The organism is Amycolatopsis dendrobii (genome assembly GCF_014145675.1).
Classification (GTDB): Bacteria; Actinomycetota; Actinomycetes; order Mycobacteriales; family Pseudonocardiaceae; genus Amycolatopsis; species Amycolatopsis dendrobii.
The window spans coordinates 523809-547973 of record NZ_JACGZW010000005.1; the positions used below are offsets into that span (position 1 = coordinate 523809).

Genomic DNA, 24165 nt, shown 5'->3' on the forward strand with positions numbered 1-24165 from the left:
TGCGGTGAGATCGCCTTCCCGTTCGTTCTTCGCCGCCTAGAAAGCCAGCTTCTCCTCGTCCGCTTCCACCCCAAGTCCCGGCCCGGCCGGCACCGACGACGCGGCATTGGGATCGACCCGCAACCCGACCTTCGGCAACGCGCTCCCCAGCTCCCGCGCGATCTTCATGCCCGCGGCCGCAACGCCGCCGAAACAACCAGCCGAATCGGTTCCAGGTCAACGTTTTCCACCACCGCGTCAGCCCCCGGCATTTCCTCGATCGCCGGTTCAGCGTTCAGCAACACCCGAAACACCCGCGGCAACACCGTCCGCCCGACGAGATCCTCCGCGAGCGCAGCCGCCTCCGAATTGTCCATTGTGTACTGCGCGGCCAGATACCCGGCGAGCCGCGTGTACATCACCGCGAACATCGCGTCGTAGTACGCCTTCGCGCTGTCCGGCAACCGTTCGGCAGCCGAGATGCAGAGCCGGCACGTCCGCGCCTGCGACTCCCAGGTCAGCAACTGCTGGAACCGCCCGCAGTACAGCGCGACCGCCTCGACCGGGTCGTCCGCGTACGCGTCCGGGGTCATCAGCTTGCCGAGGTACAGCTCGCGGACCAGGTCGAGCACCGCGAGGAACAGCTTGTCCTTGCTCTCGAAGTGCGCGTACAGCGACCGCTTGGACGTCCCCGCGCTGGCCGCGACCGCATCCATCGACGCCCGCTCGAAGCCGGTTTCGAGGAACACGTTCTTCGCCGCCAGCAGGATGTGGTTGCGCAGCTCCGCACCCCTCAGCTGCGAACCGCCTTCACGCGCCATCCTTGCCTCCGCCAAAAGTAAACGGTACGGTGGAGTTTACTTCCTGCTCCACCTCTGCGACAGTCTCCTGGAGTGCCCGCATGATCGTCGTCACCGCCCCCACCGGGAACATCGGCAGCCGCGTCCTCGCCGAGATCTCCGACGGTGCGCGCCCCGTCCGCGCGATCGTCCGCGACCCCGCGAAAATACCCGCTGACCTGCGTGAACGCATCGACATCCACGTTGGTTCACACAGCGATCCCGAAGTACTAGCCCGCGCCTTCGACGGCGCCGACACCGTCTTCTGGCTAGTCCCGCCCGACCGGCGAGCCGCGAGCGTCGACGAGGCCTACTCCGGTTTCGCCCGCCCCGCCGTCGACGCAATCCGCACCCACGGCGTCCGCCGGGTGGTGTCAGTCAGCGCCCTCGGCCGCGGCACCGCGTCCGCGGAACGAGCCGGACACGTGACCGCCACCCTGGCGATGGACGACCTCATCGCCGACACCGGCGTCGCCTTCCGCGCACTGGCGAATCCGACCTTTATGGACAATCTGCTGCGCCAAACCTCGGCGATCAAAGAACAAGGCACTTTCTACGACGTCCTGCCCCCCGATTACGCCGCCCCGACCGCCTGCACGCGCGACATCGCCGCGGTCGCTTCCCGGCTGCTGCTCGATCCATTGTGGACCGGCCGGGAGGAGGTCCCCGTGCTCGGACCGGAAGATCTGTCGCCCGACCAGGAAGCTGAGATGCTGAGCGAGGTGCTGGGGATTTCGGTCAAGTATCAGCAAATCCCGGTCTCCGCACTCGGCGAACAGGTGCTCGCACACGGCCACTCCGAGGCGATGGCACAGTCCATGATGGACATGGCGACCGCGAAGCTGAACCATCTGGACGAGGGCGTGGTCCGCACTCCGCAGAATGCCGTGGAAACGCCGACGACTTTCCGGCAGTGGTGCGAAGAAGTCCTCAAGCCCGCGGTGGACAAGGCCTGATTCTCCTATCGCTCGCTGCGCGCCAGCCCGGCCAGGACGCGGTCCCAGCCCAGATCGGGGTCAGCACGCCCCCGTGCGATGCTTCGTCGACCGTGGTCGGCAACGCAGGCGCAGTACGGCGATTTGATCATCGACAGCGGCGGCCATCCGCATCTGAGCGCCGGTGCGAGCCTGACTCGAATCGCGCCACTGGCGGTCGGCAACGCGCCTCCCCCGCGCCCGCCGCACTTCACCTTCAATGGCACTCAGTGCACTTCACTTGCCGACCGGCAAGCATCTCACCGGGGATCGGCGTCGCGCAGCGCGGCGCCGATCCGGGTCACCACCTCGTGCAACGGTGTCGCGGTGCTGAGCACCGCCACCACCGTGCCCGGCTCCGCTTCGGCGGGGGACTTCCCGCCGGACGTCCGGAAAGCGTCCGCGACCAGGGTGAACGCCTCCGTCGCCGCAGCCTCGATGTCGTCCCGGCCGCCGCTGCGCAGCCAGCGCCGCAGGACATGGTTGTTGGCCGCCGCGATCGCCGCCGCGGCCACCGCGGCCCGGAGCGTCGCGGACTCGTCCCCAGCGGCGGCGAAGCGGTCCTGGAGGTAGCGGGCGAGGACGCGCTGGTAACGGTCGACCGTCGCGACTTCCTTGTCCCGCAACGACGGCACCGTGCGAGTGAGGGTGAACCGCTTGAGCGAGACGTCCAGCTCCGCGGCATAGGACTCCAGCACGAGCGACACCGCCGCGGTCGCCACCTCGATCGGGTCGCGCGCCGGGTCGGCGGTCTCGAAGACCTGCTCCATCTCGGCGACGATCTCGTCGTGATTGGCGAAGAGGACGTCGTCCTTGCTGTCGAAATACCGGAAGAACGTGCGCCGCCCGACGCCCGCCGCCGCGGCGATGTCGTCGATGGTCGTCGCCTCGTACCCGTTGGCGGCGAAGAGATCCACGGCCGCCGTGGCGAGCGCGCGACGCAACTGCCGCCGCCCGGCCGGCGTGGCCCCGACCCGGGTGCGCGGCGTCTCCGTCATTCCCGAACGGTAGCAGCCCGGGTTGCTAGTGGCACTGAGTGCCGTTAGCATCGGCGGGCACCCCATGCGAGCGGAAGGCGTCGACGATGACTCTCGACCAGCAACTGCGGCCCGACCACCACACCGGCCCAGACCCGGCAGACGCGTATTACGGCGGGGTGTTCGGCTGGTCAGTCCGGCGGCAGGGCGCGCGCCTGTTCCTGGCCTTGGAAAACGGCCTGTGCGCAGTCACCCTGCCGAAACTCACCTCAGGCCCGGTGCGCAACCACCTGTCCGCCCTGGGCTGCGAAGGCCCGTCCCTGATCCTCCCCACCCAACACGGTCCGCGCCTGGCCATTCTCGCCGAGACCGACGGCGAACTGCTCCTGCGAGGCAGCCTGCCGGCAGACGTGACCGTCCTGGACAGCGGCGCGCTTCTCCCCCTGCCGACCGGTCAGCAAGCACCCGGCATGGGCCCGGAATGGCTGACCGCGCCGGACCCTAGGCACCGCTGGCTGCCCAGTGTGAGCGCGGTGCTGGCCGGAGTGCGCCAACGCCCCTGACCCGTCCCCGCTCGCATGGATTCTCGTGAGCCACAGAGTCCCCGCCCGTGACGCCTTCCGACACCGATTCCGCGAGGCAGCTGCGCCCCCGGCTGGAGTCCGTGAGGGTTCCCCGCACGGACCCTGACTCCCACACGCCCCGTCCCGCCGCCGCGCTGCGTTGGGTGCGCGGGGTGCAACCAATACCGCATTGGGTGCGTTGCGGCGGTCTGTGAAGGGCTCCTTGAGGGAATCTAAGTCCGTGAAGGGCCCTTCACGGCGTGCGAGAGGGCGTGAGGGATTCCTCAAAGGTGGCCCTCGCGGACGTCGGCGTCGCGCGCCGGGCCTTTCGGCAGAGGCGAGACTCCCGCGCACTGCTAAGAAAGCCCAATGCCACATTGGGCGCATGCGACGCACCCAATGTGGCGTTCGGTGCATCTGACGCACCCAATGCCACATTGGGGCGCTAAACCGCCACCCGCGAACCCCACAGCAACCGGCCACCCAAGCCGCGCCCCACCAACCAAACCGCAGCCGACGCCCCCAACCCCTCAAGGCACCCACACCTCCCCCACCCCCGATACGAAGCCAAAAACACGGCGCGGGGGTGCTTGCCAAGGCATCCTTCCCGCCTTGACAAGCACCCCCGCGCCGTAGTCACACTAAAAAATCGGGGTGCCCGCGAACCCACTCACGAAGCAATGCCGCCGCCAGGCGACGAGCCGACCGCGGCCAAGCGATCAAACACAGACCCCGCCCAGCACGCCCGAAGCCGCCACGACCATCCCGTCCACCTCGCCCGCCAACCGCTCAATCTCGCCCCACCGCCGCAGATCCCGCCCCGGATCCGGAATCAGCGAAGTCCCCACCAGCAGCAGCAACGTATCCACCTCGTAAGCCCGATCCGCCAGCCGCAACAACGGCACCGGATCCCCGCTCGCATCCCCGGCCGCGAACCGGCAAGCCGCATGCCCGAGCTCCCGGCACACCGTCCGCAGCCGCTCCCGCACCGCGTCCGCCCGCGGATCCGCCCGAGGACCGCCGGTCCGGATATTCCACGCCACCGAAAGCAGACAGCGCCCGGCATCGTCCATCGCCGTGTTCATCACCGGGCGAGTCTGGAAGCACCCTCCCCGCCGCGGGTGACCCGACACGCGCAGCTCACCGCATCGAGTGAAGCAACCGCACAGTCGCGTCAAGCGGCAGCCGGTCGTCCGCCGCACGTGCGAGGAAATCCTTGATCCGCTGCCCGTCCGGCGTCAGCGAATCCACGTCGTTGACTTCCGCGCTCGCCGCTTCCAACGTCCCGAGCCCGGCATTGTGGTGCGCGTCGCGAACCGCGTTTCGCAGCACCGCCAATTCCGCCGCCGACGGCCCCCGCTTCTCCGCCCGCAACCGCTCGACAATCCGGAGCACCTGCGGCGAATGCGCGGCCAACGACTGCCGTCCAGCGAACGAAGCCACCATTCGCGGCGTTGCGCCCGCCGAGGCCGGCGGCGGCGGCACCTCGACCGCCTCGCCGACCACCCGCAGGCTCTCCAACGCCGCCGCACGCCGACGTTCGCTCTCGCGCACGCGCGCGAGCGGATCCTTCCGCCGGGACGCCGCGATCGTGCGGGCCTCGGCCCGGGCCCGCTCCCCCGCGTCGGTCAGCCGCGAACGCCGTTGATACGTGCCCTCGTCAGCCGCCTGCTTGCGCCGGTTCGCGAGCCAAGCCTCGAAGGTCTGCCCGCGCCGAGGCGGTTCGCGCACCTCGGTCAGGTCTGCGGCGGCGGACTCGTCGACGAACCAGCCCTTCATCCGCGACCGCAGGAAGTCGCCCGGCTTTTCGCTGGCGCGGCGCGGCCGCTGGCGCGTCCCGTCCGGCAGCGCGCTCATCGCGATCAGCAGCGCGTCCGGGCAGTATCCGTTGGAGTACCAGAATTCCAGCTGCCGCTCGACGTCGTCGCGTTCCTCCCGGGTCAGCCGCTCGGACACCCAGCCCATGCGGCGGACCAGCACGCCCGTCGACTGGGCGCGTTCGCGCGCGTCGGCGGGCACGACCGTCGACGGCCACTCCTGATCAGCGATCCGCACCATGCCACACCTCCCTTGCCGACGACGCCTACGTTATCCCGCCGCACCGACAATTACCCGGCCCGCCGCAGCACCGCCACCGTGTTCGCCGCCACGATGACCCCGATCGCCGCCCACGCGACCGCGTCGAGCCGCTGGTCCAGCAGCACAAGTCCGACCAGCGCGGCCATCACCGGGTTGACGCTCATGAACGCGCCGAAGAACTGCGTCGGCACCCGGCGCAACGCCACCAGATCGACGAGGAACGGCAGCGCCGACGAAAGCAGTCCGGCGGTGAGCGCCGCCGCGAGAGCGCCCGAAGTCGGCGGGTGGTGCAGCATCGCGAACAGCCCGATCGGCACGTACAGCAGACCGGACACCCCGGCGGCGGCAGCCGAGCCCGCAGCCCCGGGCAGGCGACGGCCTACGGTCCGGTTCAGCAGGATGTAGCAGGCCCAGCACGACGCGGCGACCAGCGCGAGCCCCATCCCGAGATAGTCGGTGCTCGGCCGCGGCCGCATCAGCGCGCCGACCGCGACCGCGGCGGCCACCGCGCACGCGAGGTCCGTCCGGCGCCGGGAGCCGGCGAGAGCGATCGACAGCGGGCCGAGGAATTCCAGCGTCACGGCCAGTCCGAGACCGATCCGGTCGACCGCGGTGTAGAGCGAGAGGTTCATCGTCGCGAACACCGCGGCCAGAGCGAGTACCGGCCACCACTGCCGTGCGGTGAAGGTCCGCAGCCGCGGGCGTCCGACCGCCAGCAGCACCACCGCCGCCACCCATTGGCGGACCGCCACCACGCCCGGCGGGCCGAGCACCGGGAACGCGAGCGCCGCGGTCGCCCCGCCGACCTGGTTCGACAGCGCGCTTCCGAGCAGCATCGCGGCACCGGCCGCCCGTGCGTCGCCACGTGTTCGCGGAGCGAGTTCCGTAGTCGCCATGCGGTCGAGCATGCAGTCGGCCGATCCATGCGCAAAATGCATTGACCGCATCAGCGATACGCTGGACGCATGGATCTGGAGCTGCGTCAGCTGCGCTGCCTCGTGACGATCGTGGACGCGGGCACCTTCACCGACGCCGCGGCCGAACTCGGCGTCTCGCAGGCGGCGGTATCCCGGAATCTGGCCTCGCTGGAACGGGTTCTGGGCGTGCAGCTGCTGCATCGCACCAGCCGGAGCCTCGAGCCGACGACCGCGGGCGTCCAGGTGCTCGCCCGCGCCCGGCATCTGCTCGCCGAGGCCGACGAGCTCGTGCGCGAGGCGACCACCGGGCACACGCGGCTGCGCATCGGCCACGCGTGGTCGGCGATGGGCAGGCACACCGCGGAGTTCCAGCGTCGCTGGGCAGCGCGGTACCCGGACGTCGAACTGCTGCTCGTGCGCGCCAACACCGCGACCGCCGGGCTGGCGGAAGGGCTCGCCGATCTCGCCGTGGTGCGCCATCAGGTGCCGCCGGGCAAGTACGCGCACGCGACGGTCGGCCGCGAGGACCGCTACTGCGCCATGGCCGCCGACGACCCGCTCGCCGGACGCCGCACCGTCACGCTCGCCGATCTCGCGTCGCGGCTGCTGGTGATCGATCCGCGCACCGGCACCACTTCCGCCGAGTTGTGGCCGCCGGAATCGCGCCCGCGGATCGAGTACACGCACGACGTCGACGACTGGCTCGCCGCCATCACCACCGGGCGCTGCGTCGGCGTCACCCCGCATTCCACGATGACGCAGTATCGCCGCGACGGCATTGTGTACCGGCGGGTCCGCGACGCCCCGCAGGTGCCGGTCCGGCTCGCCTGGCGCGCCCGCGATCCGCATCCGGCCACGCACGCCGCGGTGGCGTTGCTGGGCGAGTTGTACCGGACGCCGCCGAAAACCGCTTCCGCGCGCACGCGATAGTCCACTGTGGATCTTGAAGCGGGGGCGATCATTTTCCGTTGACGCGGCGGCGCGGGGCGGCAATGATGAAGTCGTCCACAGCCACGAAAGGATCCACGGAATGCCGCGTCGCGACGAACGCATGCACCTGTCGGGCATTCCCGGCTCCGCGCCATGACGTGGCCTGCCACGCCGTGAGCGAGGAGCCGCCCGCCGGAACGCCGGCCGGGCGGCTTTTGCGTTCGCGGCCCGTTCAGCCCCGGAAAGGAGGTGCCCGTCGCCATGGGAGTCCTGGTTCTCAACGCCGGCTACGAGCCCCTGCACACCGTCTCGCTCCCCCATGCCATCCGGATGCTGGTCCGCCAGGTCGCGGTCGTCCACGAAAGCGACGGGCCCGACCTCGGCGTCTTCCCGCGGCCGAAGGTGGTGCGGCTGCTGCGCTACGTCGTCATGAAATGGCGTTATTCCGGGCCGCCGCGCTGGTCGCGTTCCGGCGTGCTGCGACGCGATCGGCACACGTGCGCCTACTGCGGGCGCCGGGCCACCACGGTCGACCACATCACGCCGGTTTCGCGCGGCGGTGCGCGCACGAGCTGGCTCAACACCGTCGCGGCTTGCGGCGGGTCGGCGCGCAGCTGCAACGCGCGCAAGGCCGACCGCACGCCCGCGGAAGCCGGGCTGACGCTGCGCTTCCCGCCGCGCGTCCCGCGGTGGGAGGAACTGCACCCGCTGGCCGGACTGTCCACATGAGACTCGCGCTAGGCTGGCACTCGTGAAGGGCTTGCTGCTGCGGTTGTCCGCGGTCGATTCCGGCGCGGAAACGGCGGTGCGCGTCATCGCGTATTTCGACGAGCTGATCGCCCGCCGGGCGACGCTGCCGGATTTGCTGCGCGCGACGGCTTTTCTTGCGGAATGCGTCGCCGGGATTCGCTGTGCCGACGGAACCGTGCTCCGGTACCGGCCGACCGGCGAACCCGGCGGCGACGGCCCGGCGCCGCCCGGCGCGGTCGTCGCGGACCTCGAGGGCGCCGGGCGCGTCTGGCTGGAACGGGCGGGCGAGCCGGGTCCGCTCGACGACCTGGTGCTCGAACGGCTCGCGATCTCGGCGAAGGTGCTCAACCCGGTCGAACCGCCGCCCGCCGCGCCGCATCTCGCCGACCCGGCGCTGGTCGAGCTGGTGCTGGGCGAGCAGGCGGCGGACGAGGACCGGGCGCGGGCGCTGACCCTGCTCGGCCTGGACACCGCGCGCCCGCTGCGAGTGGTGGCGGTCGCTTCGGGCGCCGGTCGCGATGCCGGCGCGGACGCGGTCGCGCTCGTCGCCCGCGGCAAACCGCTCGGTGCGCGGGTGGCCGTGGTCGGCGGGGTCGCCGCGGTGCTGTTGCAGCCGCGCGAGGGCCCGGATTCGGTCGTGCCGGCGCTGAATGAGACGTTGGCCTTGCGGGCCAAGGACCGTACGCTCCCGGATTCCGTCCGGGTAGGGGTCGGCGACGCGGTCGACGGCCTCGAAGCACGGCGCTCGTGGCTGCAAGCCCGCCTGGCCCAACGATTCGCGGCGACGGCGCGGCCGCTGATCGTGCACGAGGATCTCGGCGCGGTGACGCTGCTGGCGGAGATCCCGGTCGAGCAGTTGCGCGCGCAGCCGGACGTGCGGGCGTTGAACGCGCTCGCCGGGAGCGGCGATCTGGAAACCCTGGAAGCCTTCTGCCGCACGGGTTCCCTCCGCCAGGCCGCGATCGCGCTGCACCGGCACCACAGTTCGGTGGCGGCGCGGCTGGCGCATGTGGAGGACGCGCTGGGATGGTCGCTGGACGACCCGGCGGGGCGGTTCCGGGCGCGGCTCGCGTTGGTGGCGCGGAGGCTGGCGGAGTCTGCGTGAGGGGCGCGGGGGCACCCCCGGTTTCCACTCTATCGTCCTCCACCGGCAAACCCCGCCGCCTTCGGCCGAACTGTCCACAGCGGACGCGAGTTGTGGAAGCGCGCCGGAATCGGCCCAGCACAAGCGATTCCGGCCGCCCCGGCAAGCCGCGACGACCCGACCGCCCAGCCTCAGTCCGCCTCGACCCCGAGCACCCGGGACAGCACAGCCCGTCGTTCCACGGCTTCCCGGCGGCTCACCGTCGCGTGCTGGATCACCCCGGAACCGTGGAAAGTGCCAGGGAACAAGTGCAGTTCCGCAGGCACCCCCGCCGCCAAAAGTCCTTGTGCGTAGGCGATTCCCTCGTCGCGCAGCGGATCGAACTCCATCACCGACACATAAGCCGGCGGCAGTCCCGAGAGGTCGGTCGCCCGGGCCGGCGCCGCATAGACCGGGACGTCCGCGCCGCCGCGCTTGCCCGCGCCGCCGAGGTAGTAGTCCCAGCTCAACTCGGCCGCACCCCGGTGCCAGATCGGCGTGTCCGAGAACTGGCGCATGCTGCCGCTCTCGAGGCGGTCGTCCAGTTCGGGCACGGCGAGGAACTGGAACGCGACCGCGGGGCCGCCCCGGTCGCGGGCCAGCAGGGCGAGCGCCGCGGCCAGCCCGCCGCCCGCGCTCACTCCGTACAGCACCACCTTTTCCGGATCGACGCCCAGTTCGTCCGCGTGCTTGACCGACCATTCGAGCGCCGCGTAGCAGTCCTCCAGCCCGGCGGGATACGGATTCTCCGGCGCGAGCCGGTACTCGACCGACACGATCACGACGCCGAGATCGCGGGCCAGTTCGACGTTGGACGCGTGGTCGACCTCCAGGTCGCCCAGCGCGAAACCGCCCCCGTGGATGTCGAACACCAAGGCATTCGTCGCGACGCGATCGGGCGTGTAAATACGGACCGGGACGTCCGGCGCGCCTTCGGGACCGGGCACGGACTCGTCGCGCGTGCTGACGCCGTTGTCGTCGAAGTCTCCTCGCATCGAGGCGATCAGTTCGGCCATGCCCGCCCGCGCGGCCGCGACGTCGACGAGGTCGACCTCGGGCAGCATCGGGACCGCGGCGGCGATTTCGGGATCGAACGGATAACTCATCGACGGCCTCCGTGTTCCAGGGGAAGACTCCATCGTGCCGAAATCCCGGCCCCGGCAGGCACCGCCACATGGCGCGTACCGCGCGCGGTTGTCCCGCCGACCGGCGCGGCGTCCCCGCGCCCGTGCCCGGAAGGCGCCCGGCGCTGCCTCCCGACCCCTCAGCGCCCCACTTTCTTCCAGATCACCACGATCCCGACGACCGCCACCAGCACCGCCCCCAGCACGATCAGCCCCTTCACGAAGAGATCGTGCGCGAGGTGCTGCAGCATCTCGTCCCCGTCGGCCAGCACCGCGTTCACCGGCCGGACCGCTTCCGGCCCGGGTCCTCGTCCAGCCACCGCGCGGCCTGGCGCACGACCTCGCCGCCGACCCGCCCGCGCACGCCCCGCGCGCCGCGCCGGTCCATCGCCCTTGCCGCGGATTTCGCCAGCACCGCCGCGCCTTCCCGCACGCGCTCCCCCTTGCCGCGCCGCCGCAGCGAAACGATCAGCGCGAACGCGCCCAGCCCGACGACCACCACGATCCCGGCGATGATGCCGAACCGGATCAGCAGGATGTTCAGCACCGTCTCCACAGCGCACCCCTTTCTGTCACACCTGTGATACAAACTGTTTCTATCACGTCTGTGATATAAAAGTCCAGTGCCTAGAGTGGTGGACGGGGAAGAGCGGCGCGCGCACATCGCGGACGCGGTGCTGCGGCTGGCCGCGAAGGACGGGCTGCACGCGGTCTCGCTGCGCGCGGTGGCCGCGGAATCGGGCCTGAACATCGGCTCGGTGCGGCATTACTTCGACAGCCAGCACGCGCTGATGCGGTTCGCGATGCGCACCACCATCGACCGGACGACCGCGCGGCTCGTCGAACGCCGCGAGAAGATCGGTTCGCTGTCGGAACTGCCGCCGGACGAGGCCGTAGACCAGCTCGCCGAGTTCCTGTGCGAACTGCTGCCGCTGGACGAGCGCCGGCGCACCGAGGTGACCGTGCTGGTCGAATTCCTGATGGCCGCGCGCGCCGACCCGGGTCTGGACGACCTGGCCCGCGAGGCGGTTCAGGGCACCGTGACACTGGCCCGCCGCATCCTCGACGCCCAGGCCCGCAGCGGCCGGTTCGAGCCGAAGGACCCCGAGGTCGAAGCGCCCCGGCTGGCCGCGCTGCTGGACGGGATCGCTTTCCGGGCCGTGCTGCAGCCGGAACTCACCTCGCCGGAGGAGTGCGTCGCCGTCCTCCGGGCGCATCTCGCCGAACTCGTCCGACCGGCGGGTGACACCCAGGTGTGAGCCGCGCGGAGACCGGGTAACCGGCGGAACTGGAGCGGTTCCAGATCCCGGGGAGGACTCCGATGCCGGACTCGGCGGCGACGCTGCGAGCGGCGGGCCTGCGCGTCACCAAGCCGCGGCAAGCCGTGCTCGGCTGGCTCGGCGAGCACCCGCACGCCACTGTCGAGGCGATCGCCGCGGGCGTGCGCGAAAGCCTGGGCAGCGTGTCGATCCAAGCGGTCTACGACGTGCTCGCCGCGTGCGGCGACGCGGGTCTCGTCCGCCGGATCGAGCTGTCCGGGCATCCGGCACGGTTCGAACGGCGGACCGGCGACAACCACCATCACGTGGTGTGCCGGCGCTGCGGCAGGGCCGAGGACGTCGACTGCGTCCGCGGCGAGGCCCCCTGCCTCACGCCGCACGACCGGCACGGGTTCGCCGTCGACGAGGCCGAGATCGTCTTCTGGGGTCTGTGCCCCGGCTGCTCCGGCGTTTCCGAACACCACGAGGAGCTCGCGAGATGACCGAAGAACCGAAACCCCCGGCGACCACCACGGACTCCGGGATCCCGGCCGAGAGCGACGAGCATTCGCTCACCCTCGGCCCGGACGGCCCGATCCTGCTGCAGGACCACTACCTGATCGAGCAGATGGCGCAGTTCAACCGGGAACGGGTGCCGGAGCGGCAGCCGCACGCCAAGGGCAGCGGCGCGTTCGGGCGCTTCGAAGTGACGAACGACGTCAGCCGCTTCACCAAGGCGGCGGTGTTCCAGCCCGGCGCGAAAACCGAGATGGCCGCCCGGTTCTCCACGGTGGCCGGGGAACGCGGCAGCCCGGACACCTGGCGCGACCCGCGCGGGTTCGCGCTGAAGTTCTACACCACCGAGGGCAACTACGACCTCGTCGGCAACAACACCCCGGTGTTCTTCATCAAGGACCCGCTGAAGTTCCAGCACTTCATCCGGTCGCAGAAGCGCCGCGCGGACAGCAACCTGCGCGACCACGACATGCAGTGGGACTTCTGGACGCTGTCCCCGGAGTCCGCGCACCAGGTCACCTGGCTGATGGGCGACCGGGGGATCCCGCGCACGTGGCGGCACATGAACGGCTACAGCTCGCACACCTACATGTGGGTCAACGCCGCGGGCGAGAAGTTCTGGGTCAAGTACCACTTCAAGACCGACCAGGGCATCGAGTTCTTCACCCAGCACGAGGCCGACCAGATGGCGTCGGCGGACACCGACTACCACACCCGCGACCTGTTCGAGGCCATCGCGCGCGGCGACCACCCGAGCTGGACCCTGCACGTCCAGGTGATGCCGTTCGAGGACGCGAAGACCTACCGGTTCAACCCGTTCGACCTGACGAAGGTGTGGCCGCACGGCGACTACCCGCTGATCGAGGTCGGGAAGATGACGCTGGACCGCAACCCGACCGACCACCACGCCGAGATCGAGCAGGCCGCGTTCGAGCCGAACAACCTGGTGCCCGGCATCGGCCCGAGCCCGGACCGGATGCTGCTGGGCAGGATCTTCGCCTACGCCGACGCACACCGGTACCGGATCGGCGCGAACTACAAGCAGCTGCCGGTGAACGCGCCGGTCGCGCCGGTGCACAGCTACAGCAAGGACGGCGCGATGCGCTACGCCAAGGTCTCCGACCCGGTGTACGCGCCGAACTCCAAGGGCGGCCCGCGCGCGGACACCGAACGCTACGGCACGCCCGCGGGCTGGCACGCCGACGGCGAGATGGTCCGCTCGGCCTACGTCGACCACGCCGAGGACGACGACTGGGGCCAGGCGGGCACCATGGTGCGCGAGGTGCTGGACGACGCCGCGCGCGAACGGCTGGTCGACAACATCGTCGGCCACCTGCTGAACGGCGTGACCGAACCGGTGCTGAAGCGGGCGTTCGAGTACTGGCACAACGTGGACAAGGACCTCGGCGACCGCGTCGAGTCCGGTGTGCGCGCGAAGCAGAACGAGAAGGACCCGAAGGCGGGCGAGCAGGCCAACCCGGCACGGGAGAGCATGCAGCGGAAGGCATAAGGCGATCCGCACGAGCGGCGGCGCCGGCGCAGACCGGCGCCGCCGCTTCGTGTCCTCTGTGGACAGCCGAAAAACCGTGCGGCGATTCGCGGCTGCCTGGGTAGAGTGCGCGGGCATGGGGCATTTGGAGGCCGCGCATCTGCGCTACGTGCTGCCCGACGGGCGTCCGCTGCTCGGCGACGTCTCGTTCCGGGTCGGCGAGGGCGCGGTCGTCGCACTGGTCGGCCCTAACGGCGCGGGCAAGAGCACGCTGCTGCGGATGCTGTCGGGAGAGCTGAAGCCGGACGAGGGCTCGGTCACCGTCTCCGGCGGGCTGGGCGCGATGGCGCAGTTCGTCGGATCGGTGCGCGACGAGCGCACGGTGCGCGATCTGCTGGTTTCGGTTGCCCCACAACGGGTTCGCGACGCCGCACTGGCGGTGGACGCGGCCGAGGAACGGCTGCTTGAGGTCGACGACGAGGCCGCGCAAATGCAGTACGCGCAGGCACTCAGCGACTGGGCCGAGGCGCGCGGATACGAGTTCGAGACGACGTGGGACATGTGCACGACCGAGGCCCTCGGCGTGCCGTTCGACCGCGCGCGCCGGCGGCTCGTGCGCACGCTCAGCGGCGGCGAGCAGAAACGGCTCGTGCTGGAAGCGTTGCTGCGCGGGCCGGACGAGGTCCTGCTGCTGGACGAGCCGGACAACTACCTCGACGTCCCCGGCAAACGCTGGCTCGAAGCCCGGCTGAAGGAAACCCGCAAAACCGTCCTGTTCGTCTCGCACGACCGCGAATTGCTCGCGCGCGCGGCGGACAAGATCGTGAGCGTCGAGCCCGGCGGCGACGGCGCGGACGCCTGGGTGCACGGCGGCGGTTTCGCCACGTATCACGCAGCGCGCCAGGAACGGTTCGCCCGCTACGACGAACTGCGCCGCCGCTGGGACGAGAAGCACGCCCAGCTCAAACGCCTGGTCCGGGACATGCAGCAGTACGCCGCGCGCAGCGACGAGATGGCGTCGCGGTACAAGGCGGCGCAGACCCGGCTGCGGAAGTTCGAGGAGGCCGGTCCCCCGCCGGAACCGCCGCGTCCCCAGGACATCCGGATGCGGCTGCGCGGCGGCCGCACCGGCGTGCGCGCGGTGACCTGCAAGAACCTGGAACTGACCGGGTTGATGAAGCCGTTCTCGCTGGAGATCTTCTTCGGCGAGCGCGTCGCGGTGCTCGGTTCGAACGGCTCCGGGAAGTCGCATTTCCTGCGGCTGCTCGCGGGCGGCGACGTCGCGCACACCGGCGAGTGGAAGACCGGCGCACGCGTCGTGCCCGGCCATTTCGCGCAGACGCACGCGCGCCCGGAACTGACCGGCCGCACGCTGGTCGACGTGCTGTGGACGGAGCACGCGGCCGATCGCGGCGCGGCGATGGCCGCGCTGCGCCGATACGAGCTGCATCGCCAGGGCGAGCAGGCATTCGACCGGTTGTCCGGCGGACAGCAGGCGCGGTTCCAGATCTTGTTGCTGGAACTGGCCGGAACCACCGCGCTGCTGCTCGACGAGCCGACCGACAACCTCGACCTGGAATCGGCCGAGGCGCTGCAGGACGGGCTGGAGTCGTACGAGGGCACGGTGCTCGCGGTCACCCACGACCGCTGGTTCGCGCGCTCGTTCGACCGCTACCTGGTCTTCGGCTCGGACGGCGCGGTCCGCGAAACCCCGGAACCGGTCTGGGACGAGCGGCGGGTGGAACGGGTTCGCTAACCCTTGCGCAGCAAGGCATCCAGCTCGCGCACCCACTCCCCCGCCCGGCCCCGGCCGCCCGGAGCCGCCGGATACCGCGACAGCACCCGGACCACCACCGGATCAGCCGCCGGGTGCTGAACCGTCAATCCGGCCAACTCGAACGCATACGCCGCGTGCCCGGCCGGACCGAGGATGTGCCACACCTGAGTCGCCTTCGCGAGCGGATGCAGAAACGCCGCGCCAGCAGCGGCGACAGCGGCCCGCGCGGCCTCGCTCGCCGCGGCCTGACCGGCATCGCGCGTTTCCTGATACGCCCGCTGCGCCGCCCACGCGCCGTCGCGAATCGCCTTGCTGCGCTTGGCTCCCTGAGCAAACGCCCGGGCCGACTCGATCGCGTCGTGCGGACGGCGGTCGCCTGGACGGGCTTGTTCGAAGATCGGCAGCGCGGGCTCCGCACAAGCCACCGCGTAGGCCGTGACGGCGCGAAGCTCGGACAGGTCGAGTTCGATCTTCTCGGTCATGTGCTTGAACTGTATCGTTGAACCGCCGGTTGGCAGTTCAACGCGACTTCCGGCAGGAACCTCCAGTGAAACCTTCAACCGGGGAAGGACGGCGGTGGACGAGCGGACGGAATGGTCCGAGGCCGACAAGGCGGCCTACCGCCGGTTCGTGCGCACCCATCACCCGGACGTCGGCGGCGACCCGGACGAGTTCGCCGCCGGGCTCCGCGAGTTCCGGCGCGGACGGCGCGACGAAAACGCCGCGGGGACCGAACCGGCCCCACGCGGCGAATCCTTGGTGTTCGTGCGCCGGAGCCGAGGAGTGCCCCGGCTGCTGGCGGCTTTTGCCGAGCGCAGGCGGCGGAAACGGAATCCGCGCGTGCGCTAGCGCGTCACATCCCGCCGGTCAGCGCCTGCAGCCCGAGACTCGACGCGGCGACCGCGACCCACAGGATGGCCCCCATCAGCAGCGGCTTGTGCCCTGCCTTGCGCAGGTCGGACGGCTTGAGCGCGAGACCGATCCCGGCGAGCGCCATCGTGATCAGGAAGGTGCCGAGCGTCGACAGCGGCGCGTGCCACGACTGCGGGATCCAGCCCGCGCTTTCCACCGTGGCGGCGGCGAGGAAGCCGATCAGGAACGGCGGGACCAGCCGGTGCCAAGGCATGGCGCGCAAGGAAACCCGGCCGCCGGACTGCTTGCGTGCGACGAGCACGGCGAGGAAGAGCACGATCGGGATCAGCGTGAGCGTGCGGGTGAGCTTCACGACGAGGCCGTACGAGCCGGCGTCGCCGCCGTACGCGTAGGAAGCCGCGACGACGGAAGACGTGTCGTTCACCGCGGTTCCGGCCCACAGGCCGAACGCGTGCGGCGACATCCCGAGCGCGTGTCCGAGCGGCGGGAACAGGAGGACGGCGGCGACGTTGAAGGTGAAGATCGTGCCGAGCGCGTAAGCGATATTGGCTTCCTTCGGCTTCAGCACCGCACTGGTCGCCGCGATCGCGGACGCACCGCAGATGCCGGTGCCGACGCCGATCAGCGTCTGCGTGTCCCCGCGGACGCCGAGCAGCCTGCCGAGCACCCAGGCGCCGCCGAGCGCGACCGCGAGCGTGCCGAGCATCACCGGCAGCGACTGCCCGCCGACGTGCACCACCTGCTGGATCGAGAGCCCCGTGCCCAGCACGACGATCGACAGCTGGAGCACCGGCCGCGACGCGATCGCGTAGCCCGGGCTGAACCGCCAGCCGCGCAGCCCCGGCACGACCGCGCCGGCGACCGCGCCGAGCAGGATCGCGAGCACCGGCCCGCCGACCACCGGAACGAGCTTGCCGCCCGCCGTCGCCACCGCCGCGACCAGCAGCGCGACCGCGAGCCCCGGCACCGGACGGGCGAGCTTCGCCCGCCACTGCACCGTCGCGCGCGCCGCTCCCAGCGTCGCGCCGGTCACCGGTTCACTCCTGTGCGCACTCTGGCCTCCTCGGTAATGTACGTACATTTAATCTAAGAGCTGTCCGTACATTTGGCAAGCGGTAGTGTTCCCGGCATGGGCGAGGCAGAGCTGGTCCGCACCGGCGGGCAGCCCCTGTGGCGGCAGTTGCAGCAGCGGCTGCTGGTGCGCATCCGCGCCGGGGAATTCGACAGCGCGTTCCCCGGGGAGCTCGCGCTCGCCGACGAATACAGCGTCAGCAGGCAGACCGTCCGGCAGGCGCTGCGGGAACTGCGCGCGGACGGCACGCTCATCGCCGAACGCGGCCGCCAGCCCCGCGTCGCGGCGGCCGCGGAGATCCAGCAGCCGCTCGGCGCGCTCTACAGCCTCTTCGCCGCGGTCGAGGAGGCCGGTCTCGACCAGCACAGCGTCGTGCGCAGGCTCGACATCCGCGCGGACGCGGTGGTCGCCGAACGCTTGTCGCTGGAGGGCTCCACTCCCCTGCTGTACCTCGAACGCGTGCGGCTGGCCGGGAACGACCCGCTGGCCGTCGACCGGGTGTGGCTGCCCGCCGAACTCGCCCGGCCGCTGCTGGACGCGGATTTCCAGCACACCAGCCTGTACGGCGAACTCCATCGCCGCACCGGCGTCCGGCTCGACCACGGCGAGGAGCAGATCCGCGCCGTCGTGCCGACCCGCGCCGAGCGCACCCTGCTGGGCTGCGGCGAAACGGTCGGCGCGTTCTCCATCGGACGCCTCGGCACCAGCGCGGGCAAACGCATCGAATGGCGGCACACGCTGGTGCGCGGCGACCGGTTCGCGCTGACGGCCGAGTTTTCCGGGCGCACCGGGTACCGGTTGGTCACGACGGGGGCACTTGCCGGAACCCGCTGACCCGGCGGGCATTGGGTCGCTACGCTCCGCGCATGTCGATCTTCGCGCGGATTCTGCAGGTCTTCTTCATGGTCCTTGGGCTGGCCAGCATCGGGGTTGGGCTGATCATGGTGCTGATCGCCAAGCCGCACTGGTACTGCGAGGTTTCGCGGAACGGGGAGGCGACCACGTGGTGCTACGAGCACGACCTCGAGGCGCTGACCAGCTACCACCTGTTCTGGTTCGTGCTCGGCCTCGCGCTCGAGATCATGGCTGTCGCGGTCGTCGCGGGCGCGCGCCGCAGGACCGTCGAAAACCTGCTGATGTCGATGAACTCGCCAGCGGCCGCGCCGACGTTCTCCGGCTCGCTGCCGCCCGCCCCGTACCCCGGCTACCCGCAGCAGCAGCCGCCGTACCCGGGGCAGTAGCTCAGGAACTCAGCCGATCCGGATCCCGGCCAGCTGCGTGCCCTGCGCGACCAGCGTCCCGGCGCTGTCCCACACGTGGCAGGACTCGTCGACCCGCCCGTCGCCGATCAGGTGGGCGCGGTGCAGCACGCGCACCGGGCCGGGAGCCGGATGCGCCCGCACGTAGGCGGTCAGTTCGAGCGTCGGGACCCAGCCGGACGGCGCGACGTCGAGGGTCGCCGGCGGCAGGGCGTCGACCGCGAACAGCAGGCTGACCGGGTCGAACGGCTCGTCGCCGGGCAGCGCGAGCAGGGCGCGCAGTTCGCCGCGGCCGCTGGGCCCGTCGGCGAGCGGACGGTCGAAGTACACGTCGATCTCGTCGCGGATCGTGATCGGGATGCCGGACGTCAGCACGGCCGGGCCCCACGGCTCCTCCGGGAACGGGCCGAATTCCGGCCGCGGCACGCCGTCCTGCCAGAACGGTTCGGCCTCGCCGAGCACGCCCAGCGTCAGCAGAGCCTCGACCTGCGGCACGCCGTCCTTGAGCAGCCGTCCGCGCAGCTGGGTCGCAGTCCGGCCGGTGCGCAGCACCTCGACCTCGATCTCCGCCGGGCCCGGTTCGGGCGAGCGCAGGTAGTGCGCGCTGGCCGCGAGCACGTCCGGATGCCCCGAAACGACAGTCGCCGCGCGGGCGATCGTGGCCAGCAGGTAGCCGCCGTTCGGGCGGCCGCCGATGGTCCACGCCGGGCTGAGGTCGACGCTGAACCCGGTGTCCGAATGCTGCTTGACCGCGGACACCGCGGCGAAGGTCGTCGTGCTCACGGTTCCCTCCAGGTGAGTTGCTTCCCGCAACCTACCTGCTAGGCCATTCGGACGTCCCGGGCACTGAGACCCACGCCACCTGTTCCGCCCCGCGCTCGCCGATATTCCCGGCAAGATGTCCGCGATGCGTGTCGAGGACGGTGCGCGGGTTCCGTTCCCTTGGTGAGCCCGCCCGGAAGCGGCGAGCCGGACACTGGAGGAAACGCTATGCCGAAGTACATGCTGCTGCAGACCTACGCCCAGGGCGAGGACTGCGACGTGCCGCTGCCGGAATGGGCCCCCGAGGACATTCGCGCGCACATCCAGTTCCAGCACGTGCTCAACGCCGAACTGACCGAGGCCGGGGAACTCGTCGAAGCGGAGGGCCTGGCCGGGCCGGAGGCGGCGAAGACCGTGGTGGCGGACGGCAAGGGCGGCGCGGTCGTCACCGACGGGCCGTTCCCGGAGGGCAAGGAACTGCTGGCCGGATACCGGGTGGTGGACGTCGAATCGGAGGCGCGGGCGCTGGAGATCGCCACCCGGGTCTCGGCCGCGCCCGGGCCCGAAGGCGCGCCGCTGCGGGTGCCGATCGAGGTGCGCCAGGTGATGAGCGCGCCGGAGGTGTGATGTCGCAGCCCGAGGTCGAGGACCTGGTGCGCGCGCTCGCGCCCCAGGTCCTCGCCGTCCTCGCGCGCCGGTCCGGCGATTTCGGCGCGGCCGAGGACGCGACGCAGGAGGCTCTCCTCGCCGCGGTGCAGCACTGGCCCGCCGAGGGGATCCCGGAGAATCCCCGCGGCTGGCTGCTGCAGACCGCCAGCCGCCGGGTCATCGACAGCTTCCGCAGCGACCAGGCCCGGCGGCGGCGCGAGGACACCGTCGCCGCCGAGCCGCCGGGCGCCGAGGTGCCGGATCGCGACGACACGCTGACGCTGTTGTTCCTGTGCGCGCATCCGTCGCTGACGTCGGCGTCGGCGATCGCACTGACGTTGCGAGCGGTCGGCGGCCTGACGACCGCGGAGATCGCCAGCGCGTTCCTCGTGCCGGAAACCACGATGGCGCAACGGATCAGCCGGGCGAAGGCGAAAATCAAGAAGTCCGGCCTGCCGTTCCGGATGCCCGCCGCGGACGAGCGGCAGGCGCGGCTGCGGTCCGTGCTGCACGTGCTGTACCTCGTGTTCAACGAGGGCTACACCAGCAGCGGCGGCCGCCGTCTGCACCGGACCGAACTGTCCGCGGAGGCGATCCGGCTGGCGCGGCTGCTGCACGCCGCGCTGCCGGACGACGGCGAAGCGGCGGGGTTGCTCGCACTGATGCTGCTCACCGACGCCCGCCGTCCGGCTCGCACCGGACCGGACGGCGACCTCATTCCGCTCGCCGAGCAGGACCGGGCGAGATGGGACCGTTCGCTGATCCGGGAAGGCGTCGCGCTCATCACCGCCGCGCTGGCCCGCGACGGCATCGGCGAATACCGCTTGCAAGCCGCGATCGCCGCGACGCACGACATCGCGTTGCGGGCCGAGGACACCGATTGGCCGCGCGTGCTCACGCTGTACACGCGGCTCGAAGCCCTGACCGGCAACCCGGTCGTAACGCTCAACCGCGCGATCGCGACTGCGATGGTGCACGGGCCGGACGCCGGGCTCACGATGCTCGCCGAACTCGACGACCGGCTTCCCGACCACCACCGCCTCGCCGCCGCCCGGGCGCACCTGCTGGAGCTGGCCGGCGAACGAGAGGAAGCCATCCGCCACTACACCGCGGCCGCCGCCCGCACCGGAAACACCGCCGAACAGCGCTATCTGACGCTGCGCGCGGCCCGGCTGCGCGCCAGCCATTCCACAAGTCGCTCGCCGATCGGCACCGAGTAGTATCAGGACACTTCACGAGCGGAGCGCACCATGGCGAGCATCGAAGACGCCCGTCGCCGGACCGGGTACGACGTCACCGAGGCGACTGTCGACGACGTGCTCTCCGCCCTGCGCTCCGCCGAACCGCCCACGCCGGACGCCGGGATCGTCTGGTGGCTGTACGCGGGCCGGAAGCCGCGGACGCCGTACCTGGTCGCCGGTTTGCGCGGTGCGCGCGGAAGCCTGACGTGGCACGAAAACGGCGAGACTTTCCTGCCCGCGAACGGCGTCGGCGAGGAACCGGTCGACTACTGCAGCCTTCAGGGAGCGCACTTCCCGCAGCCCTCCGGGAGCGAGGTTTCCGCCGAGGAAGTGCTGCGCGCGGTGCGGGAATTGTGCGAATCCCAGACGCGACCCGCGTGCGTTTCCTGGAAGACCGCGTAGCCACTGTCCACAGTGGACTTTCTATGGGCGCTGGGCGAAATCGTCCTTGTGCGCCCGCGCCCACTCGCGGAATGACGTCGCTCGTCCCGCGAACCGCTCCACCGTGTTGTTCACCGGCGCGAGGCGGCCCACTGCTGCCTCCTCCACGTCCATCAGGTGCTCCAGGACCGCCGCGGGCATCCACTCCGGACGCCGTTCCAGCGCTTCGCTGCGAGTTTCGGTCACCACTTCGATCGAGCGACCCAATTCCTCCGCCAGGGTCTCGACGATCGCACGCTGCGTCATCGACTCCGGCCCGGTCACCGTGAGCATTCGCCCCGGATAGCTACGCTCCGCAAGCAACCTCGCGGCTACCGCGGCCACGTCCGCCTCGGCCGTCGGCGTGAACTGCGACTCCGGAGAGAAGAGCCGCACTGGCTCACCGGCCCGGATCGCCGCACCCCAGTCGCGCCGGGTATTGCCCATCAGCCAGCCGGGGTACAGCACCGTGAACGGCAGTCCGGACTCCGCCACCGCCGCCTCCGCGGGCAGATGCCCCCGCCGGATCGGATTGTCCGCCGACCCCTCGTAGACGTCCGGCGAGGACAGCAGCACAACGTACGAAACCCCGGCTTTCTTCGCTGCGGCAAGGAAATCCGCCGCACCGTTCGGCCGAGCCGGATACAGGAAGATCGCGTCTGCGCCGCACAGCGCGTCCTCGAACCCGCCCTCCGCGGCGAGATCCACCGACACCGCGTCCGGCAGGTTGAGCGCGGTCGCGTCACGCGCCGACCCACGCACCTCGTGTCCGCCCTCGCGGAGCACCCGGACGACCTCGCTCCCGACATTCCCGCGCGCCCCTGTCACCAGGATGGTCATCCCATACTTCCTTTGCTCTTAAATTAACTTTGTTTGCAAAGCTATAGCTCATTACTCCCCGCTGTCAACCTCCCGCGTCCGGTACACGACCGGGCGAGATCGTTGTATGGATCGTGTACGGATCCCTCCGACACTCCGGCAGTTCGATTCGGACGAGTGAAGGGAGATCCGTCGTGGTCGGGAATGTGACGGTCCGGCGCACGGTCGCCGCACTGCTCGCCGCGGGGGCGGTCGCCGCAGTCGCGACGCCCGCGAGCGCTGCCGAGGCGTCGGGAACCTGGCGAGCCGATCTGTCCTCGGTGGACAGCGACGACGTCAACGTCGCCGCGGCCAGCGGCACGCTCACGCTGCGAGACGCCGCGTGGAGACCCGCCGACCGGGCCGCGGGCAGCGAGGGCTACCTGCTCTCCGCCGAACGGCGCCTGCCCGCGCCGGTGAACCGGGTAGCCGCCGAGATCTCCGCCGACGCGCCGCAGGGCACCTCGGTCGACGTCGACGTCCGCGGCCGATCCGGCGCCGGCGACTGGACCGAATGGACCCCTGCCGGCACCGCGCTCCCGCGTGCGGTGAGCATCGTGCAGACCAGGATCACGCTGTCCGGCACGACCGCCGCCCGCCCCACCGTGCGCGACGTCGAACTGACCGGCTCCCTGTCCCCGCAGGCGAACGCCATCACCGCGGCCACCCCGCTGACCTACACCGTCTACGCCACCCGCGAAGGCCTCGCCGGCCACACCACCGCGAACGGCCACGTCATCGCGAGCAACGACCACTTCGTCGCGCTGCCGTCCGGAAAAGCCTTGTCGCCCAAGGGAACCGGCAACTACACCGTGCGAGTGTGCAAGACGGACAACAGCCGCTGCGAATACGCGCCGGTCTGGGACGTCGGCCCGTGGAACACCAAGGACGACTACTGGAACCCGCCCTCGGTGCGCGCCGAGTACAAAGACCTGCCGCAAGGCCAGCCCGAGGCGTACGCCGCCTACCACAACGGCTACAACGGCGGCCGCGACGATCTCGGGTACAAGGTGGGCAACCCGGCGGGCATCGACCTGGCCGACGGCACCTTCAGCTCGGGTGTCGGCCTCGGGGACAACGGAAACGTGAAGGTCGCCTACCTGTGGACCGGCTCCGCCGCGGCGACCGGCCTCGTCCAAACGGCAGGCGACCCGGTGAACGTCCGGTCGGGCGCGCACACGTCCTCGTCGGTGAAGGGCCTGGCGGCCAACTACGCCAAGGTGAACATCGAGTGCTACGTCAACGGGGACACGGTGACCGGGAAGTTCGGGACGAGCAAGATCTGGGACCGGATCGGGCCCGGCCACTACATCTCGGACACGTACGTGAAGACCGGCTCGGACGGGCCGGTGGCTCCGCTCTGCTGAAGTGCCCGGGGGTTGCCGGTGCGAGGCCTGGGGCCGGCTTCGCACCGGTGGCCCCCGTTCGGTCTGCCGAGTTGATCGCGGCTTTCCGGCACTCGGTCCTCGGGCCGGCTCCCCTCGCCTTGTCCGCCGAAGCGAACGGACCCGACACTGAGTTCGGGATGGTTCCGCACCGCTGTTTCTCAACGCGCTCCCGCTGAAGCAGCCAGGTCTCGGAGCAGTGCTTGCGGCCGACTCCGCGCCGGCGGCTCCGGCCAGGCCGCCGTTCGAGTATTCGACTGCTGGGCAGTTCCTTGCCGACGACGCCGCCGTCGCCAGGTTTCACTCCGAGAACCTCGCTTCCCTGCCACTGCCCTCGCTTCCCCCGCGTTC

At 70.9% G+C, this 24165-nt stretch carries 29 protein-coding genes; 16 read left to right on the forward strand and 13 right to left on the reverse strand.

What is annotated here, in order from left to right; translation table 11 throughout:
• Positions 1-36: 36 nt before the first annotated feature.
• Positions 37-168, reverse strand: coding sequence for a hypothetical protein (locus tag H4281_RS46240; protein WP_255751339.1), 132 nt, complete (start codon positions 166-168; stop codon positions 37-39).
• Complete coding sequence (locus H4281_RS17430; RefSeq protein WP_182891965.1) at positions 165-800, reverse strand: TetR/AcrR family transcriptional regulator; 636 nt, start codon at positions 798-800, stop codon at positions 165-167. Before H4281_RS17430 ends, H4281_RS46240 begins: the two co-directional genes overlap by 4 nt.
• An 80-nt stretch (positions 801-880) precedes the next feature.
• On the opposite strand from H4281_RS17430, the gene H4281_RS17435 reads away from it, so the two are divergent.
• Positions 881-1774 (forward strand): NAD(P)H-binding protein, encoded by an 894-nt coding sequence (locus H4281_RS17435; protein WP_182891966.1) that lies wholly within the window; start codon positions 881-883, stop codon positions 1772-1774.
• A gap of 278 nt (positions 1775-2052) precedes the next feature.
• Here the strand turns inward: H4281_RS17435 and H4281_RS17440 are convergent, their stop codons facing one another.
• Positions 2053-2790 carry a TetR family transcriptional regulator gene (locus H4281_RS17440; RefSeq protein WP_182891967.1) on the reverse strand — a complete coding sequence of 246 codons (738 nt, stop codon included), beginning with the start codon at positions 2788-2790 and terminating at the stop codon, positions 2053-2055.
• A gap of 86 nt (positions 2791-2876) precedes the next feature.
• On the opposite strand from H4281_RS17440, the gene H4281_RS17445 reads away from it, so the two are divergent.
• Positions 2877-3332, forward strand: a complete 456-nt coding sequence (locus H4281_RS17445; protein ID WP_182891968.1) for a hypothetical protein — start codon at positions 2877-2879, stop codon at positions 3330-3332.
• 719 nt (positions 3333-4051) lie between these two features.
• On the opposite strand, the gene H4281_RS17450 is transcribed toward H4281_RS17445, so the two are convergent.
• The 3 genes from H4281_RS17450 to H4281_RS17460 are packed head-to-tail and all read right to left on the reverse strand — an operon-like array spanning position 4052 to position 6307.
• Positions 4052-4417: a hypothetical protein gene (locus H4281_RS17450; protein ID WP_237600853.1), complete on the reverse strand. Its 366-nt coding sequence runs from the start codon at positions 4415-4417 to the stop codon at positions 4052-4054.
• A 55-nt stretch (positions 4418-4472) separates the two neighbouring features.
• Positions 4473-5390: a hypothetical protein gene (locus tag H4281_RS17455; RefSeq protein ID WP_182891969.1), complete on the reverse strand. Its 918-nt coding sequence runs from the start codon at positions 5388-5390 to the stop codon at positions 4473-4475.
• A gap of 50 nt (positions 5391-5440) precedes the next feature.
• Positions 5441-6307: an EamA family transporter gene (locus tag H4281_RS17460; protein WP_182891970.1), complete on the reverse strand. Its 867-nt coding sequence runs from the start codon at positions 6305-6307 to the stop codon at positions 5441-5443.
• Between the two features lie 69 nt (positions 6308-6376).
• Here H4281_RS17460 and H4281_RS17465 point away from each other — a divergent pair, with 69 nt between their 5' ends.
• The 3 genes from H4281_RS17465 to H4281_RS17475 all read left to right on the forward strand — a co-directional run bounded on the left by H4281_RS17465 (position 6377) and on the right by H4281_RS17475 (position 9113).
• Complete coding sequence (locus H4281_RS17465) at positions 6377-7258, forward strand: LysR family transcriptional regulator (protein ID WP_182891971.1); 882 nt, start codon at positions 6377-6379, stop codon at positions 7256-7258.
• Between the two features lie 261 nt (positions 7259-7519).
• Complete coding sequence (locus H4281_RS17470) at positions 7520-7987, forward strand: HNH endonuclease (RefSeq protein ID WP_182891972.1); 468 nt, start codon at positions 7520-7522, stop codon at positions 7985-7987.
• A gap of 22 nt (positions 7988-8009) precedes the next feature.
• Positions 8010-9113 (forward strand): PucR family transcriptional regulator, encoded by a 1104-nt coding sequence (locus H4281_RS17475; RefSeq protein WP_182891973.1) that lies wholly within the window; start codon positions 8010-8012, stop codon positions 9111-9113.
• Positions 9114-9283: 170 nt separating this feature from the next.
• Here H4281_RS17475 and H4281_RS17480 read toward each other — a convergent pair whose 3' ends face one another.
• From H4281_RS17480 to H4281_RS17490, 3 genes are all read right to left on the reverse strand, one after another.
• The gene (locus tag H4281_RS17480; RefSeq protein ID WP_182891974.1) at positions 9284-10237 is read right to left on the reverse strand and encodes an alpha/beta hydrolase; all 954 of its coding nucleotides are present in this window, start codon (positions 10235-10237) and stop codon (positions 9284-9286) included.
• A 158-nt stretch (positions 10238-10395) separates the two neighbouring features.
• On the reverse strand, positions 10396-10536 hold the full coding sequence (locus H4281_RS17485) for a hypothetical protein (protein ID WP_220507445.1): 141 nt from the start codon (positions 10534-10536) through the stop codon (positions 10396-10398).
• Complete coding sequence (locus tag H4281_RS17490; RefSeq protein ID WP_167754362.1) at positions 10533-10811, reverse strand: hypothetical protein; 279 nt, start codon at positions 10809-10811, stop codon at positions 10533-10535. The genes H4281_RS17485 and H4281_RS17490 overlap by 4 nt, the downstream gene beginning before the upstream one ends.
• Before the next feature lie 67 nt (positions 10812-10878).
• Between H4281_RS17490 and H4281_RS17495 the strand changes: the two genes are divergently transcribed.
• The 4 genes from H4281_RS17495 to H4281_RS17510 all read left to right on the forward strand — a co-directional run bounded on the left by H4281_RS17495 (position 10879) and on the right by H4281_RS17510 (position 15275).
• Positions 10879-11514: a TetR/AcrR family transcriptional regulator gene (locus H4281_RS17495; RefSeq protein ID WP_182891976.1), complete on the forward strand. Its 636-nt coding sequence runs from the start codon at positions 10879-10881 to the stop codon at positions 11512-11514.
• 62 nt (positions 11515-11576) lie between these two features.
• On the forward strand, positions 11577-12017 hold the full coding sequence (locus H4281_RS17500) for a Fur family transcriptional regulator (RefSeq protein WP_182891977.1): 441 nt from the start codon (positions 11577-11579) through the stop codon (positions 12015-12017).
• Complete coding sequence (locus tag H4281_RS17505; protein WP_182891978.1) at positions 12014-13540, forward strand: catalase; 1527 nt, start codon at positions 12014-12016, stop codon at positions 13538-13540. The genes H4281_RS17500 and H4281_RS17505 overlap by 4 nt, the downstream gene beginning before the upstream one ends.
• Positions 13541-13655: 115 nt before the next feature.
• On the forward strand, positions 13656-15275 hold the full coding sequence (locus tag H4281_RS17510; protein ID WP_182891979.1) for an ABC-F family ATP-binding cassette domain-containing protein: 1620 nt from the start codon (positions 13656-13658) through the stop codon (positions 15273-15275).
• Here H4281_RS17510 and H4281_RS17515 read toward each other — a convergent pair.
• Positions 15272-15778, reverse strand: a complete 507-nt coding sequence (locus tag H4281_RS17515) for a putative immunity protein (RefSeq protein ID WP_182891980.1) — start codon at positions 15776-15778, stop codon at positions 15272-15274. The two genes, H4281_RS17510 and H4281_RS17515, sit on opposite strands and share 4 nt — an antisense overlap.
• A 94-nt stretch (positions 15779-15872) precedes the next feature.
• Between H4281_RS17515 and H4281_RS17520 the strand changes: the two genes are divergently transcribed.
• Positions 15873-16145 (forward strand): hypothetical protein, encoded by a 273-nt coding sequence (locus H4281_RS17520; protein WP_182891981.1) that lies wholly within the window; start codon positions 15873-15875, stop codon positions 16143-16145.
• A gap of 4 nt (positions 16146-16149) precedes the next feature.
• On the opposite strand, the gene H4281_RS17525 is transcribed toward H4281_RS17520, so the two are convergent.
• Complete coding sequence (locus tag H4281_RS17525; protein ID WP_182891982.1) at positions 16150-17202, reverse strand: YeiH family protein; 1053 nt, start codon at positions 17200-17202, stop codon at positions 16150-16152.
• A 96-nt stretch (positions 17203-17298) separates the two neighbouring features.
• Between H4281_RS17525 and H4281_RS17530 the strand changes: the two genes are divergently transcribed.
• Both H4281_RS17530 and H4281_RS17535 read left to right on the forward strand, forming a co-directional pair.
• A complete protein-coding gene (locus H4281_RS17530; protein ID WP_182891983.1) occupies positions 17299-18075 on the forward strand; it encodes a GntR family transcriptional regulator in 777 nt (258 codons plus the stop codon).
• Between the two features lie 32 nt (positions 18076-18107).
• Positions 18108-18482: a hypothetical protein gene (locus H4281_RS17535; protein WP_182891984.1), complete on the forward strand. Its 375-nt coding sequence runs from the start codon at positions 18108-18110 to the stop codon at positions 18480-18482.
• Between the two features lie 9 nt (positions 18483-18491).
• On the opposite strand, the gene H4281_RS17540 is transcribed toward H4281_RS17535, so the two are convergent.
• Complete coding sequence (locus tag H4281_RS17540) at positions 18492-19283, reverse strand: thioesterase family protein (protein ID WP_182891985.1); 792 nt, start codon at positions 19281-19283, stop codon at positions 18492-18494.
• Between the two features lie 207 nt (positions 19284-19490).
• On the opposite strand from H4281_RS17540, the gene H4281_RS17545 reads away from it, so the two are divergent.
• Genes H4281_RS17545 through H4281_RS17555 form a run of 3 tightly spaced genes read left to right on the forward strand, consistent with a single transcriptional unit; the run spans position 19491 to position 21553 of the window.
• Entirely contained in the window at positions 19491-19889 is a 399-nt protein-coding gene (locus tag H4281_RS17545) for a YciI family protein (protein ID WP_009076620.1), read from the forward strand.
• Positions 19889-21130, forward strand: a complete 1242-nt coding sequence (locus H4281_RS17550) for an RNA polymerase sigma factor (RefSeq protein ID WP_220507322.1) — start codon at positions 19889-19891, stop codon at positions 21128-21130. The genes H4281_RS17545 and H4281_RS17550 overlap by 1 nt, the downstream gene beginning before the upstream one ends.
• Positions 21131-21160: 30 nt before the next feature.
• A complete protein-coding gene (locus H4281_RS17555; RefSeq protein WP_182891987.1) occupies positions 21161-21553 on the forward strand; it encodes an Imm1 family immunity protein in 393 nt (130 codons plus the stop codon).
• A 21-nt stretch (positions 21554-21574) separates the two neighbouring features.
• Here H4281_RS17555 and H4281_RS17560 read toward each other — a convergent pair whose 3' ends face one another.
• Complete coding sequence (locus H4281_RS17560) at positions 21575-22411, reverse strand: SDR family oxidoreductase (RefSeq protein ID WP_182891988.1); 837 nt, start codon at positions 22409-22411, stop codon at positions 21575-21577.
• A 173-nt stretch (positions 22412-22584) separates the two neighbouring features.
• Here H4281_RS17560 and H4281_RS17565 point away from each other — a divergent pair, with 173 nt between their 5' ends.
• Positions 22585-23796 carry a DUF8814 domain-containing protein gene (locus H4281_RS17565; protein WP_182891989.1) on the forward strand — a complete coding sequence of 404 codons (1212 nt, stop codon included), beginning with the start codon at positions 22585-22587 and terminating at the stop codon, positions 23794-23796.
• The last annotated feature ends 369 nt before the right edge of the window (positions 23797-24165 follow it).